Origin of the sequence: Mycolicibacter virginiensis (genome assembly GCF_022374935.2) — a bacterium.
Classification (GTDB): Bacteria; Actinomycetota; Actinomycetes; order Mycobacteriales; family Mycobacteriaceae; genus Mycobacterium; species Mycobacterium virginiense.
The window spans coordinates 2,867,519-2,880,646 of the sequence record NZ_CP092430.2; the positions used below are offsets into that span (position 1 = coordinate 2,867,519).

Genomic DNA, 13,128 nt, shown 5'->3' on the forward strand with positions numbered 1-13,128 from the left:
CACCAGGTGGCTTTCTTGTGGTCCCGGCTGGGATCGAACCAGCGACCTTCCGCGTGTGAGGCGGACGCTCTCCCCCTGAGCTACGAGACCGGATGAACGAGGACGAACACTAGCACGCCGGACCCGCTAAGTATCAATGCGCAGGCCGCCTTTCAGGCGAATCGCCGTGCTGACATGCGGAGTTGTGCTGTCTCACATGTCTCCGCTAATGTTCTGCAGGCACCGGGCGACGATCTCGCCCGAGGCACGCGGATGTAGCGCAGTTGGTAGCGCATCACCTTGCCAAGGTGAGGGTCGCGGGTTCGAATCCCGTCATCCGCTCGAGGGTGTCAAGTGGCATCAACCCCTTGCGGTGGAGTGGCCGAGTGGTGAGGCAACGGCCTGCAAAGCCGTGCACACGGGTTCGATTCCCGTCTCCACCTCCGTCCCAAGGCTCTAAGCGCGGTTAGCTCAGCGGGAGAGCGCTTCCCTGACACGGAAGAGGTCGCTGGTTCAATCCCAGTACCGCGCACCAGGATCGACGCAGGTCGGAAGATGGTTCCGGCCTCGCAATCGCCCGACATGGGCTACACGTGGGTTAACGGGTTCTGATCGGTATGGCTGGCTCCGAGAATCGGAGGAACCCCCACGCCATGACCACCACCGCCACCATCACCTCTGAAGCGGGATTCGAAAGCTTGTCAGACGGCAGTGCCACGCTGCCGGCCATGACGAACACACAGATCGCCGACACTGACCCAATCCAGACTCCAGCGGGTGCGATCCGCGTCGACGGCTGGGATATGGGTAGCCGAGGGTTCTACGGCGCCACCTCGGTGACCATCGCCGCGTCAGGTTGGTTGAACAACGACGTGTGCATCTACACGGGCGGCGTACAGCACGACGACGGCACCTGCACCGAGTGGGTGATCATGGCCGGCGAGGTCCACCCGGACATGCCTCTCAACGCGGCTCAGGCAAGGCAGATCGGCGAAGCGCTGATTGCGGCAGCCGACGAGCTGGACGCGATTGCCGAGGCCGCGAAGTGACGCTCGCGACAGTTCCGCAGCTACCTGTGGGAGCCACCTCCGCCAGCCCCTTCGATCCCGAAGATGGCAAACGAATGGTCCTTGCAGATCTCGGCTGCGGGGTCGTGCTGTACGCCGAGGAAGAACGCGACGGGCGGCTGACTAGCATCGGCGCCCTGTTGGATCAGCACGACAGCGAAAGCGGCTATTCGGCTGCACAGCTCCGTGCACTGATTCCCGCCCTCGCACGCGCGGCCGAGCTCGCCGACCAGTGGGCGAGACAGTGACCACCACGGAAGCCGACGTGTTCGACTTCATCCACCGCGAACTCGATTCGGTACCGCCAGAGACCTGGACAGAGGATGAGGCGTGGCAGGTTCTGGCGGTGCTGGTCGACATCAGGCGCGCACGCAACGCGCTAGCGCGGCCTTGCGTTCCTGCCGGCGAGATAGTCGACCTGGACGGCCCACCCGAGAGGAACTGACATGGCCACCTACACCTGCCCCCGCTGCGGTTACGAATCGCACTGCTCGCACGGAACCTGGTACGACCGCCATCCCGCGGCCGCCGCCGCGCTGGGGATGTTCTCGGTGATGTTCGGCTTCGCGGTCGTCGTCGGGCACCCGTGGCTGCTGCTCGTCGCGGCGCTCGGTGCCGCGGCGTACGTCGTCGATCGTGAGCACCGGCGGCGACGAGCGCTGGCCGCTCGAGCAGACTGGGAGCATCGGGCGCTCATGGGGGCGTCGGCACCGAAACTGCCGGAGTTATCACGGGTGACCGTGAAAAGGGTGCCGGACGTCGTTCGGCGGTCGAGAATGGGTGTCCGTGGCGATGGACACCCCCGGACACCCGGCGGCGGATCCGGTTCAGCTGCACGTCGCGGGCACGACGCCGATCACTGGTCGATCACCGAGCCGATCCGGAGGACCATTGAAGACTTACAGCCTGGCCGAGGTCGCGGCGCTGGTCCTTCCGGAGGAGTGGTCCGACGGTGAACGCTGGCTCGCGCGCCGGCTGAACCGCGGCGAGATACGCGGATACCGGGTCGGGCGCACCTGGCGGATGACCGAAGGCCACGTGCAAGAGTTCATCGAATCCTGCAGCAATACCCTGCGCGCAACGACAGAGCCGGCGGCCGAACCCGTGCGCCCGGTATCGGTGATCAATGGCCTGTCGCCGCGCGGCCGGGCGCGGGTCCGGCGATCGGACGCGGACACTTAAATGCGAGAGGCAGGAGTGAACCATGGGCAAGCGACTTGAACAGGCGCTCGCCGAGGCCGACGACATCGAACGCGCCGAAGCTGACGCCGACCCGAACGCTCCGATTCCTGCTCACGTCAAGGTGAGCCGGCCAGGCCGGGCCCGCAGCAAGGTGCTGCAGGTGCGCCTTAACCCCGACGAGTTCGACGCGCTCGAAGAGATCGCCGAGCGGCGTGGGCTGCCGGTGTCGACTGTTGCGCGTGAGCAGTTGCTCCGGCTGATCGCAGCGGACGAGGCCGCGCAGCCGAGATGAACCCCCCTTTGACCTGTGGATTTAGCAGTCCAGCGGTATGGTGGGCACCGCAGGTTGAGCGCGATTCGCGAAGGTGCTCACCTCAGAGAGGTATACCGATGACCGACCGCCGCGTGCCCATCGCCGAGGCCCGGGCGCGCCTGTCGGCGGTGATCAAGTCGGCCGCCGACGGTGACATCATCCTCATGAGTCACGGTCGGCCCGCCGCGGTGCTGATGTCGCCCGAGCACTACCGCTCGCTGCTGGATGAGCTTGATGACCTGCAGGACCGCTTGGGGGTGCTCGAAAGCCGAGACGCGCCAGCGGTGCCGTTCGATCAGGCGATGGCCGAGCTGGGCATTACTGACGAGGTCAGAAGTTCACCGCCGCGACAGCGCCGTTAAGCGATCCCGAATTGATCATCCACATCGACTCATTCATCATTTCGCCCGGCGACTGGCCCGGGCCCGCGTAGATGGTGAGCTGTCCAACGCCCGGCGTGACCGTGTTGACGGAAGGCTTGTCGTAGAAGCGCATCCACGTCGGAACGTCGCCCGTCCGCTTGTCCAGGGGGTTCTGCTCGCTGTAGCTCGACATCGTGTCGTTGTTGGTGTTGAGCAGGAAGCGGATATCACCCATCAGGTCGCCCTGGCCGAATCCGACCAGACTGCTCATGAAGCGGCCGACGTAGGAACCGACGATGTGATAGATCTGTATGCCCAGCGTGATCGCCTGGTTGACGCCCTGGATCGCGCCCGACACGATCGACGCGATCTCGGAGACGCCGCGCGCCGCCTCGCCGACCTGACCGCCGAACTCCTCTGGCGCCATGCTCGCGAAGTCGCCGACGGTGTTGGCGACATCGGCGACGGTGGTGGCGATGTTCGAGGCGAACGTGAGCCACTTCTGGGAGTTCTCAATGATCTTGACGACGTCTTCGCCGTTGCGCAGGCCATAGACCAGGCGATCGGCGGTATCCTGCGTCGCCCCAATCGCATCGACGCCTGACTTGATGTTGGCGAATACGTCGTTGACGATCTTGCCGATATTGCCGGCGCCCTGCTGGATCTGCTGCAGCGGGTTCTGCTGCGTGAAGCCATGCTCCTGCGAGATCGAGTTCTGCACCCGGGTCAGCGCCGCGATCTGGTCGGCGTTGCCATTCTCGTCCGTGGCCTTCAGCTGGGCGATGTTGCGCGAGATGTCGTTCAGGGTCGATCCGACCACTTCATCGGACGCACCGGGCGCCTGGGCGGCCGCAATCCGGTTTGCCAGCTCGGGGTCGCTGATGCCGTTCGGGTAGTTGGCCAGCATCGGGTTCTGGGCGCCGAGCGGGTACTGGCCGCGGTTGCCTGACCCGGGCGACGTTGTGCCGTAGCCGAAGTTGGGCAGTCCGCCAGGAGGCAAGGGCACGCCGGCCGGGATGACGAACAGGCCGGTTCCCGTCATCTGATTGTCAAATCCGGTGAACGCGTGAACGTGATCTTCGTGGCGAGTGGTAGGCCCGTTGCCAGTGCCGGCGATCGGCGTGTAGGACCGAGCTTGCTCCCCGGCGTTCTGGATCGTGTCATTCCAAATCGACCAGCTCAGGCCGAAAGCCTTCGCGTTGTCCTGCACGAACTTGTTGATCCGGTTTCCGAGCTCGACACCCTCGGGTGTCTGCTTGCCGATCACGTCGGTCATGATGTCCAGCGCGCCACCCGAGCTGTGCTCATGTGAACCCGAGTCGTTCGCGCGGTACCCGCCGATCGTCAGGCCGCGGGCGCGCAGCTCGTCACCGAATACCGCAGTGACGGCGTTGTCGAGCAATTTGGCGTTCGGGGTGAGCTTGTCGCGATTCTGCGCCATGCCGGCCGGAAGCTTGCGGGCATCGATCAGACCCCTGGGCGCCCCGACGTCGAACTGCGGCACTACGACGGTGTTCGGGAGCACGTTCGGCAGCGCGCGCGTCGGCATTGGGATATTGCCCGGGCCGGGGGTGGTGTCGGTCGGCGTCGGGAGGCCGATGATGGGCGGCGTTGCGCCGGGGAGCACGTCAGCCCACGGCGGGGCCTGTCCTGCGGATTGCATCGCCGCGACAACGCGCTGCACGTAATCCGCCGGCTGGGCGTTGCCCTGCCAGTCGCTCGACAAACCGGCCTGCCCAACGACCTTGGCGATCCATTGGGCCAACTCCAGATCAGTGCCTCCCGCAGGGAAGGCTCCCGCGACGCTCTCTCGATCCTTGAACTGCTTAAGCAACGCGTCGACATGCGACTGCAGATCGGATGCGCCGCCGAGCTGCGCATCGGTGAAACCGAGAGTTGGATTGCCCGACGGGTTGTTGCCCTCGACCTGACTGAAGCCCTGAATGAGCCGAATCTGCTCTGGGCTAACTCCCCGCCGCTTCAGTTCATCCACCAGCCCGGAGTCCGTGCCGGGGATCGACCGTGGCAAGTTCCCTGCGCCCGGCCCGAGAAGGTCTGCCCATGGGTCGCTCTTGCCGATGCCGGTGCTCTTCCGGCGCGCCAGCTCCTCGTCGGAGATGGTCTTGTGCCAGACGGGGGTTACCAGGTCGCCACGGAAGCCGAGCAATCCCATAGCCAGGCTTGAGAATTGGCTAGCGAGGTCGCTCAGGCCCTGGCCGATGTCCCCGAACTGGCCGAAGCTCTTGGCAAAGCCCTTGAGGCCGCGGTTCTCGTCGAACTGGTGGTTGAGGTAGGCGCTCAGGATGGAGTTGTCGGCGCCGGCGATGCGGTCGGGCAGCAGCGCGCCGCCCAGGGCGCTCGCGCCGCCTGCCGCCGGTGCGCCGGCGAATGCCCCTGCAGCTCCCGACATCACCGACGCCGCCGCGCCCGAGACCGATCCGGCGGCCGCGGTCATGCCCGCGGCCATGTCGGTGATCATCTTGCGGCCGACAGTCCCGGTGTAGCCGTCGCCGGAGAACGGGCCCTTCTTGGCCGGCGAGTGCTGGAAGAAGTCGGAGATCCCGTGCATGATGCGCTTGGTCTGGTCAATAACGGCGCTGAGTCCAGTCGCGTCCATAAGGCCCTGCTTGAGGCCTTCGAGCAGCGCCTTGCCGCCATCCTCGCCGAGGCGCTTCAGCCCAGGCTTGACCGCGTCGCCGAGCTTAGTCAGCAAGCTGGTGAAGAAGTCCGTGATGCCGGTGCTGCCGTTGATCAGGCCGGTGATCACCGTGACGAAATCGCGGACGAATCCAATGATGATCGGCCAGTAAGGCTGCGTGGAGATCAGGAAGTCCGTGATCGAACCGAACAGCTTCGGCAACTGCGGACCAACGGAATTCACCAGCTCCAGGAACGCCTGGGTGAGCGGCTGCAGTTGCGGCAGCAGCGCAACGAACGAATCCGACATCCCCTTAAAGAGCTGCGGCAACTGCGGGCCGACCGACGCCATCAGTTGTGAGAACGCCGACGACAGCCCGATCAGGAACTGGTTGAGCGCCGGCGCCATGCCGGTAATGGCCGGCTCCAACTGGCCCATCGTCGCCGCGAAGGTGTTGAAGAACGTCTGCCAGCCCGGCGCGATCGCAATGCCCAGCTGGGTGAACGCGGTTGCCAGCGACACCAAGCCTTCCAGGATCGGCTGTAGCATCGGCGTGAACGCGTCAGTCGCCTCGCGCAGCACAGTGAAGAAGTCGATGAGCTTGCTCTGACCCTGCTCCGACTGCGTCCAGCCGTTGAGCTGCGCGGTGATCTTGTCCAGCCAGCCCAGCAGTCCCCCGCCGCCGAACCGATCGGCGATATCCATGATGTGGTTGAACGCGGCGCCGACCGAATAGACGATGTTGATCAGGTGGCTGATTCCGTCGATGCCCGACTGAATCCAGCGCTGCAAGGAGCCGGACTGCGCGGCCTTGTCGATGACGTCGGAGAAGAATCCGAGCATCTGCGAGATGCGGCCGCCGATCTGCTCAAAGAAGCTCGACCCGATGACGGTCAACTGCGTGAAGATCTTCAGTAGCGGGGCCATGGCCGGCGCCATCGCCTGCAGTCCCTTGGAGATGTTCTCGATGAACAGCTGGAAGCCCTGCATGATCTGCGGTTGCATCAGCAGGCCGGCGAATTGGTGCGCCATCTGCCCGTACACGCCGGCCACTTGCGACATACCCTTGCCGAGGGCGGGCATCCACGTCTGGATCAACGGCTGAATGTCGTTGATGACCTGCTTGAAGAATGAGTCCTGAATCGCCGCGGCGCCCAGCTTGAACTGGTTGCGGAACTGCGCGATCTGCAGCATGGCCTGGCCCGCGACCGGCCCCATGTTCTTGATGTCCTCAAGGAACTTCTTCGGGTCGTCGGCCATCATGTCTTTGAGCGCGTCCCCGACGCCGTGGAACGCGATCTTCAGGGTGCCCATCGAGAATCCAACGCCGGCGGCCGCGGCCGGCAGTAGGGCAAGGGCGCCGGTCAGCTGACGTACAGCGCCGGCCACCTGGGTCACACCCATCAGCCCGGCCGCGCCACCCAACCCCGCCAGGCCGCCGAGTGACGCGCCACCCAGCGCAAGTCCGCTGATCTTGCCGACGCTCATCTCAAAACTGGCGATGTGCTTGACGGCATTGCGCAAGTGCTGGTTGGTCTTTGCGGCGGCCTCACCGACGCCATCGAGGCCGAACTTGAACTTCTCGAGGGCGAGCGCGCCGGCCCGTGCCTCGGGGCCGAAGAAGCTCGCGGCGAGGGTTAGGCCGCGCAAAGCCTCGTGAAGCCGCTCTGCGGAATCGCCCGCAGCATCGGCGCCCTCGGCGAATCTGCCCATGTCGTCACGGGACTGGCGATGCGAATGGTGCAGGCGGACATGCGCCCGGTCCACGTCGTCGATGCGGCGCTCGTAGTGCTCTGCCGAATCGCCGGTGCGGTCGAACTCGCGTTCGGTGTCACGCAGGCTGCGTTGGGTTTTCGTCAGCGACGAGTCGAGGTTCTCTGAGGATGCCGCAGTGCGATCGAGATCGCGCGCAGCCTTCTGCGCGCCCGAGCTGTTGTACTCGATCTCGATCTTGCCGTGGGCGCGGCCGAGGCTGTAATCAGTCAACGGAGGACCTCCCTGATGCCGCGGTGCCTGAGTCACCCAGCTCGTCAACGGCACGGCCGGGATAGGCGAATCGGGCTGTGGAAGGCCGCACCGTGTCATCGACCTCAACGACGACGGCGGCGACGTCCGGCCGTGTCCATGGCAGTCCCCACTTGGACGCCGGCAGCGGCACCACAACGGGCCTGCCCTGCTCCAGCGCATCAAGCAGGCGCCGCGATCGCCGAAATTTCTCCGCAGGCTCCTCACCGCGGCAAGCCGCCGGTGTGTACCGCCAACGCGGGTCGTGGCGTCGGCACGCCTCGCGTTCGTCGTCCAACAACGACGCGTACAGGCCCGGTGCGCGAAACCCGCGTACCCCGCCGAGAGCCCTAATTCGCGGCATTGCGCGCCCACCTCGTATTCGCGGCACGCTGGGCCTTCACTGATGTCAGCGACGGGGCCGCCGGCAGGTCCGTGTGCACCCGCCTCAGCATCCGGTCCACCGCCGTCTCCAGCAGACGAATCTCGCCCGCCAGCTTTACCCGGATCTTGTCGTCGTCGGTGGCACGGTAGCTGCCATAGAGGTCAGCTCTCCGGTCGATGGCGGCAGCGATCATCTCCAAAGTGGCCAGCTCGACCGCCGACCATTCCAGCGGCTGATCGGGCGGCAACCCCATCGCGTCCGACTTCTGGGCCAGCTCGGTGTTGAGCGCCTGGAGCAGCGCCATCGCGTCCGGCCCATGGGCATGCGGCCCGTGCTTGAAACCGGCAGCCGATCGCGACCGTGCCGTTTCTGTAACGCCCTGAGCGTTACGGTTGTCACATCGGCGGCCGCGGTGCGCGCGCTGCCTGCAGGCAGCGGAACAGTATTGAGCCCGCGCACGACCGATGAACTTGTCGCCGCAGGTCACGCACGTTCGCTTAGCACCAGTCATGACCACCATCCCGGCGCCGGGAAACTGGCTGGTCGGGGTGAAAATGGCCCCAAAACGGGGGTTGCATCCGTAATGCGAACCCTACGAAAATGCGTGCGCAGACAATGAGACACAGAACGCTCAGGCTGTGACTGCTGGGGCGGGAGGGGCTACCCCCCATACCCCGCGTAGCGCAGGCGGCGGCCGGCGCAGGTACAAGCTGGGGGCCGTGAGTTGTCCCCGTCGTGGCAAGTCCTTGCCCTGATGCAGACCAAGGGTTGGGTTTGACGCCATGGCCGCCGCCTAGTCTCATCCGAGCGGTACCCCCAGAAATCTCCCTCTCGACTTCGGTGTGCGGTTCAGCAGCGGCCCGGGCTGATTTGACGGCTTCGGGTTCGGATTGCGTCGCCGGCGGCGCTCCTCATGCAGCTCAGCCAGCTGTTTACGGGTTGGAATCCACGGTTGCGCTTCGGAAGTCACGAGCCACGCCAATAGCTCGACTGGATCGGTCGGCCACGGCTCGTAGCGATGCGGCTGGCCGTCGAGACGCGTCACGCGCTTCGTACCTTGGCCAGGGTTGCGCCAATCGGGCCACAGCTCGTCGATGTTGCGTAGGTAGGCGGTGCTGGCGGGGGCTTCTCTTCCTCCCCAGGAACCAGCGCTGCGCCAAGCCTGGGACGCGCATTGCGTCATCACGAGCTCCTGCCCCGCGCGCAAGAGCTCGTAGTCACCGCTGAGCTTCGTCAGGGCTTTCCAGGCTGGCGCGACATCGGCCTCGATCGCCTGCCCTGCCGTGCGTACGGGGCCGAGCTTGTCAACGATCCGAGCCGCGTCTGCGAGCTGATTCTCAAGTTCGCAATTGAGGGCCGCGAGAACGTCGTCGATCTTGGTGACGATGATAGTTTCGGCCCGCATCTGTGCTTCATGCATCAGATCTCGCAACGTCGTCTGGCGCTGCTCACGGCGTGCCAACTCTGCGCTGCGACGAAGACGGGCGTCGATCCACTCCTCCTCGACCTTGCCGGTCAGAAACGGATCAAGTTCGACAGGGCACTCTGCTACAGGTGGCAGGGTGTTCAACACCGCCGCCTGCGCGGTGTCAACGAGGGCCATGGCATCCAGCCAGCCGTCGAGTTGCTCAACTGCAGCCTGCACAAAGCGATTCGAATTGACGTCGTGGACTGTCAGCCGCGACGCGAGTAGCACCTCGGACGACAACATCAGCGAGCTCCGTTCCGCTGCTCAGCCCTTCGTCGGGCTTCTGCACGACCGCCATCGCCCGACGCCGCGGGCTGCCGTACGCGGGCGACGAGCGCGTTCCAGTCGCCGTCGTCGAGGTCGGCGAGTTGCTGCTCGACCTCATTCCCGAGATCCGCCATCTGCGAGCCCTTCTCTGTACTGGTCGACCTTCGACTTGCTGAAAATCCAGCGGCCGGTGATCATCTCGCCGTCGAGGTCCGCGGCCAGGCGTTGCACCTTTCGGGTGCTCCATCCGAGAACTGCCGCGGCTTCAGCGACGCCGATCAGATCCTGATGCTTTGATTGTCTTCCGTCACTTGCTGATTCGTGTCGCGTGCGCGACATACGCACCTCAGCATCGAGGCGGTTGAAGAGCGCCCGAACGGGTGGCGGCACCTCATGGTTGTGCAGCTCGCGGCCACGAATCACGGCGGCCACGCAGAAGTACGCGGCGCGGATGTCGGTGGCGTTGAGTATCATCCGCCCTCCGTGTGGCAGACCGCATCCAAAACCCCGGGCGCCGAGACGATCACCGACCAGGCCGACCCGCTCGGAAACCGGAAGTGGTCCACCGCCGCGTGGGGCTGATTCTCGTGATGCGCGGGGTCTGGGTGCCACACGTGCCGGTGATACGTCGGCGGTTCCAAGTCTGCGATTGACGTGACGCGACGGCCGTCAGAGTAGGCCTCATGGTCGAGTCCTGCAGGGGAGAAAGGAACGGCCGACTGCTGCAGGATGTGACGCACGTGCTGGACGAGATGCCGCAGTTCCGTCAGCTCGGCCAAACCGGATTCGGCCGCGATGGCATCCAGTCGAGCGGCCACCGCTTGTAGACGGTCATCGCTCGCCGCGGCCATGTACAGCAGATAGTCACGCGGATCTGGTGCGTTCATGATTTCTGTCCCTTGATGATTCGGAATTGCCGGCGCGGAACTGCTTCAGCGAAGCCCTGTTCGGCCAGCAGTTCGGACACCATGTCGACGGGGCATGTGCCCAGGTATCCGCCGCCGAGGTAGGCGGGTCGCCAGTCTGTGTCGACGTAGTGCTGACGTTGCGCGGGGAGATCGGCGACTTCGCAGGCGATGACGACGGGATGCTCGTCATAGAGATAGCCATACTCGTCGACGATCTCCCCGTCACCGTCAGCCCACGACTCCACGATCTCAGTGACCGAATTGTCCTCGTAGAGCACGCCAGGGCACTTGTCGATTGCGTACACGTCGACGCTAAGAATCGGGTCGTACGTCCAGATGCGGACGTTCACCCATCCTGGCGGCAGGGATTCAATACCGGCGGGGCGCCACATGTGGGGTGCCGGCCTCCGGTAGATGATCGGGTACAGGGGCGGCGTTTCATCAGTCATGGACGTTGCCTTTCGCCCCGGATGGCTGGTTCTGCGTGTCTGTTTCACCTGTTACGAGCGTTACGGATTGCCCGTTTTCGCTGGCCCGCCTAGGTTCCGGTGGCGTAACAGTTGCTGTGGTGTTGGAAGGTGTTACGCCGGCGGCCGATTCACCACCTTCATTTCCGCAGTTCGCAGGGGGCGTAACAGTCGTAACGGTCGTAACACTGGTGTACGCACCAACACCCACCTTGCTGATACGGTCCGCCTTGGCCAGCCGGTTGAGGTAGACCCGTGCCTGGTCGTTGTCGAGGCCGAGGGCTTCCGCCACGTCGGCAGCGGTGGTGTGGTTGGCCGGCGCACGCCTGTTGACGACAGCGACGACTTCCATTGCACGTTCGCCGTACCGCTTGCTGTCGCGACGCTTCTGCGCTTCCGCAGCAGCCTCGGACAGCTCATTTCCGGCCAGCCGCCACATGCCCTCGGTAACCGTGAATGCATACTCCCCTTCAGGTGCGTCACGGCCGGTGACTTGCAGGGTGGCCTCGGTGCTGTTGCGCTGACGCCGTAACACCAGCACGTAGTCCGCGGCACCGGCCAGCCCGAGCGTGCCCGACAGGTCATCCACGAAGTCATCTGAGGATGCCTTTCGGGTGTGGTGCACACCGAGCAGTGCACTGCCCGGGAACGCATCAACGATGTTTTTGAGCGAAACACCCGCTTGATAGTCCGCAAGATACGCATCGTCGCCGCGGTTACGCTGCTGCCGCGCACGCCCCAGGGTGTCGAGAATGACCAAGCCGCGAGGGTGGCTCACCAGCCATGCGCTGATCGTCGGAATCAGCAGCCGCGGCCCAACCTTGGTCAGGATATGCAGCCGATGCGGCGGGATCCCGTCGCCCCAGACTGCCTGAATGCGACCCTGGAGCCTCCGTGGTGAATCTTCCAGTGCGAGTAGTAGAACGTCACGCTGCTCTACTGACACCTTGCCGAATGCGCTGCCGCCTGCGGCGATCGCCAAAGCTACACACAAAGTCCACCAGGACTTACCAAGCTTCGGCGGGCCGGCCACGATGCCAAAACCCTCAGTGATGAGGCCGTGTACGAACTGCACCAGCTCGGCAAATTCCTGATGGTGTAGCTCAGCGGCGGTGATCACTTCGGCTAATAGTGAATCCGCTTCCTGGGTCTCGGGCGCAGTCACACGATCACCCCTATGCGAGAGCGACAAACGGGGCCACGTCGGTGGATGACACTCAGTTCGGCCGTGAGGGGCCGCCGGCAGTCCAGGCACCGACAGGTGGTCGCCTCAGCAGTGTTTAGGTCTTGGTCGCATTTCAGATGCAACCCTTCGACACCGGCGGCCAGCACGGCGGCGGCGATTGAGGTCGTCATGCGATCACCCCGCCGCACTCACGGTGCAGACGCTCAGCAAGAGCACGCTCTGCGCCACCGCGACGCCACCAGGCCCGCCGGACTTCCAGCGGAACCAGCGGAGTCTGGCCGCGGTCGAGGAGGTATTCAGCAGCGGACCGGAAGCTGTCAAGCAACTGGTCCGGCAACGGCGGTTCAGTGCAGCGGCACACGAGTGGGTCGCGGCAGCCGCAGTCAAGCGGCACGGACCGATCGGCAGCGTCGCGGCGGCGGTGGTGCTGCGAACGCATATCCATCGCCGCTGCCGGCGGCGCGCACTGCACCCAACCCGGGCGATTTCGGCTAGACTCAGATTCAGCGGAAGTGGTTGCGGGAACTCGGTCCTTGGCGGGGGCCGAGTTTTCTGTTTCCGGCGGACCTCCCGTCTGCGGAGTGCTCATTCAGGCACCACCGCCGAACGGCTGCATCAAGGCGTCGATTTCATTCAGGTCAACCCGAATGAACCGCTTGCCGCCGCGATAGCCGGTCAGTCGGCCGTCGGAGATCATCTGGCGGATCGTGCGATCGGTGACGCCGATATAGTCGGCGGCTTCGCGCAGGGTTACGTAACGACGTTGAACGGCATTGGTACTCAAAGGAATCAACTCCGCAGGGCGCGCCTGAGAAGCCGACCGCTGGAATTGATAGCAAAGCGCGAACAAGTCCAGCAGAAGCCTCAGCAGGCTTTCCGGCGCTCAGTCCCCATATCGGCGA

General features: G+C 64.7%; 15 protein-coding genes and 4 tRNA genes. 9 read left to right on the top strand and 10 right to left on the bottom strand.

The features are described 5' to 3' along the window. Positions 1-18 precede the first annotated feature (18 nt). A tRNA-Val gene (locus MJO54_RS13785) sits at positions 19-90 on the bottom strand. 158 nt (positions 91-248) lie between these two features. Here MJO54_RS13785 and MJO54_RS13790 point away from each other — a divergent pair. The 9 genes from MJO54_RS13790 (at position 249) to MJO54_RS13830 (ending at position 2,903) form a co-directional block, all read left to right on the top strand. After that, positions 249-321: transfer RNA gene (locus MJO54_RS13790), tRNA-Gly, on the top strand. 30 nt (positions 322-351) lie between these two features. Then, positions 352-422, top strand: a tRNA-Cys gene (locus MJO54_RS13795). A gap of 17 nt (positions 423-439) precedes the next feature. Next, a tRNA-Val gene (locus MJO54_RS13800) sits at positions 440-514 on the top strand. Positions 515-632: 118 nt separating this feature from the next. Continuing rightward, positions 633-1,028 (top strand): hypothetical protein, encoded by a 396-nt coding sequence (locus MJO54_RS13805; protein WP_240175083.1) that lies wholly within the window; start codon positions 633-635, stop codon positions 1,026-1,028. After that, complete coding sequence (locus MJO54_RS13810) at positions 1,025-1,294, top strand: hypothetical protein (protein ID WP_240175084.1); 270 nt, start codon at positions 1,025-1,027, stop codon at positions 1,292-1,294. The genes MJO54_RS13805 and MJO54_RS13810 overlap by 4 nt, the downstream gene beginning before the upstream one ends. Then, positions 1,291-1,491 (top strand): hypothetical protein, encoded by a 201-nt coding sequence (locus MJO54_RS13815; RefSeq protein ID WP_240175085.1) that lies wholly within the window; start codon positions 1,291-1,293, stop codon positions 1,489-1,491. Before MJO54_RS13810 ends, MJO54_RS13815 begins: the two co-directional genes overlap by 4 nt. Positions 1,492-1,838: 347 nt before the next feature. Continuing rightward, positions 1,839-2,228, top strand: a complete 390-nt coding sequence (locus MJO54_RS13820) for a helix-turn-helix domain-containing protein (protein ID WP_240175983.1) — start codon at positions 1,839-1,841, stop codon at positions 2,226-2,228. Positions 2,229-2,250: 22 nt separating this feature from the next. Next, the gene (locus tag MJO54_RS13825; protein WP_240175086.1) at positions 2,251-2,520 is read left to right on the top strand and encodes a ribbon-helix-helix domain-containing protein; all 270 of its coding nucleotides are present in this window, start codon (positions 2,251-2,253) and stop codon (positions 2,518-2,520) included. 98 nt (positions 2,521-2,618) lie between these two features. Continuing rightward, the gene (locus tag MJO54_RS13830; RefSeq protein ID WP_240175087.1) at positions 2,619-2,903 is read left to right on the top strand and encodes a type II toxin-antitoxin system prevent-host-death family antitoxin; all 285 of its coding nucleotides are present in this window, start codon (positions 2,619-2,621) and stop codon (positions 2,901-2,903) included. On the opposite strand, the gene MJO54_RS13835 is transcribed toward MJO54_RS13830, so the two are convergent. The 9 genes from MJO54_RS13835 to MJO54_RS13870 all read right to left on the bottom strand — a co-directional run bounded on the left by MJO54_RS13835 (position 2,872) and on the right by MJO54_RS13870 (position 13,010). Then, positions 2,872-7,563 (bottom strand): phage tail protein, encoded by a 4,692-nt coding sequence (locus tag MJO54_RS13835; protein ID WP_240175088.1) that lies wholly within the window; start codon positions 7,561-7,563, stop codon positions 2,872-2,874. The two genes, MJO54_RS13830 and MJO54_RS13835, sit on opposite strands and share 32 nt — an antisense overlap. 332 nt (positions 7,564-7,895) lie before the next feature. Then, entirely contained in the window at positions 7,896-8,234 is a 339-nt protein-coding gene (locus MJO54_RS13840) for a hypothetical protein (protein ID WP_240175089.1), read from the bottom strand. A 495-nt stretch (positions 8,235-8,729) separates the two neighbouring features. Next, on the bottom strand, positions 8,730-9,641 hold the full coding sequence (locus MJO54_RS13845; protein WP_240175090.1) for a hypothetical protein: 912 nt from the start codon (positions 9,639-9,641) through the stop codon (positions 8,730-8,732). 138 nt (positions 9,642-9,779) lie between these two features. Further along, complete coding sequence (locus MJO54_RS13850) at positions 9,780-10,139, bottom strand: hypothetical protein (protein WP_240175091.1); 360 nt, start codon at positions 10,137-10,139, stop codon at positions 9,780-9,782. Beyond that, positions 10,136-10,552 (bottom strand): hypothetical protein, encoded by a 417-nt coding sequence (locus MJO54_RS13855; protein WP_240175092.1) that lies wholly within the window; start codon positions 10,550-10,552, stop codon positions 10,136-10,138. Before MJO54_RS13855 ends, MJO54_RS13850 begins: the two co-directional genes overlap by 4 nt. After that, positions 10,549-11,022, bottom strand: a complete 474-nt coding sequence (locus MJO54_RS13860) for a hypothetical protein (RefSeq protein WP_240175093.1) — start codon at positions 11,020-11,022, stop codon at positions 10,549-10,551. The genes MJO54_RS13855 and MJO54_RS13860 overlap by 4 nt, the downstream gene beginning before the upstream one ends. Then, positions 11,015-12,205 carry an AAA family ATPase gene (locus MJO54_RS13865; protein WP_240175094.1) on the bottom strand — a complete coding sequence of 397 codons (1,191 nt, stop codon included), beginning with the start codon at positions 12,203-12,205 and terminating at the stop codon, positions 11,015-11,017. The genes MJO54_RS13860 and MJO54_RS13865 overlap by 8 nt, the downstream gene beginning before the upstream one ends. Then, the gene (locus tag MJO54_RS23770) at positions 12,202-12,396 is read right to left on the bottom strand and encodes a DUF6011 domain-containing protein (protein ID WP_350355690.1); all 195 of its coding nucleotides are present in this window, start codon (positions 12,394-12,396) and stop codon (positions 12,202-12,204) included. Before MJO54_RS23770 ends, MJO54_RS13865 begins: the two co-directional genes overlap by 4 nt. Positions 12,397-12,815: 419 nt before the next feature. Further along, positions 12,816-13,010: a helix-turn-helix transcriptional regulator gene (locus MJO54_RS13870; protein WP_240175984.1), complete on the bottom strand. Its 195-nt coding sequence runs from the start codon at positions 13,008-13,010 to the stop codon at positions 12,816-12,818. Positions 13,011-13,128: the final 118 nt, after the last annotated feature.

Excerpts from the sequence above, each read along its gene's own strand:
- MJO54_RS13805 (WP_240175083.1), top strand. The coding sequence starts at position 633 with ATGACCACCACCGCCACCATCACCTCTGAAGCGGGATTCGAAAGCTTG.
- MJO54_RS13820 (WP_240175983.1), top strand. The coding sequence starts at position 1,839 with ATGGACACCCCCGGACACCCGGCGGCGGATCCGGTTCAGCTGCACGTC.
- MJO54_RS13825 (WP_240175086.1), top strand. The coding sequence starts at position 2,251 with ATGGGCAAGCGACTTGAACAGGCGCTCGCCGAGGCCGACGACATCGAA.
- MJO54_RS13830 (WP_240175087.1), top strand. The coding sequence starts at position 2,619 with ATGACCGACCGCCGCGTGCCCATCGCCGAGGCCCGGGCGCGCCTGTCG.
- MJO54_RS13840 (WP_240175089.1), bottom strand. The coding sequence starts at position 8,234 with ATGGCGCTGCTCCAGGCGCTCAACACCGAGCTGGCCCAGAAGTCGGAC.
- MJO54_RS13845 (WP_240175090.1), bottom strand. The coding sequence starts at position 9,641 with ATGTTGTCGTCCGAGGTGCTACTCGCGTCGCGGCTGACAGTCCACGAC.
- MJO54_RS13850 (WP_240175091.1), bottom strand. The coding sequence starts at position 10,139 with ATGATACTCAACGCCACCGACATCCGCGCCGCGTACTTCTGCGTGGCC.
- MJO54_RS13855 (WP_240175092.1), bottom strand. The coding sequence starts at position 10,552 with ATGAACGCACCAGATCCGCGTGACTATCTGCTGTACATGGCCGCGGCG.
- MJO54_RS13860 (WP_240175093.1), bottom strand. The coding sequence starts at position 11,022 with ATGACTGATGAAACGCCGCCCCTGTACCCGATCATCTACCGGAGGCCG.
- MJO54_RS23770 (WP_350355690.1), bottom strand. The coding sequence starts at position 12,396 with ATGACGACCTCAATCGCCGCCGCCGTGCTGGCCGCCGGTGTCGAAGGG.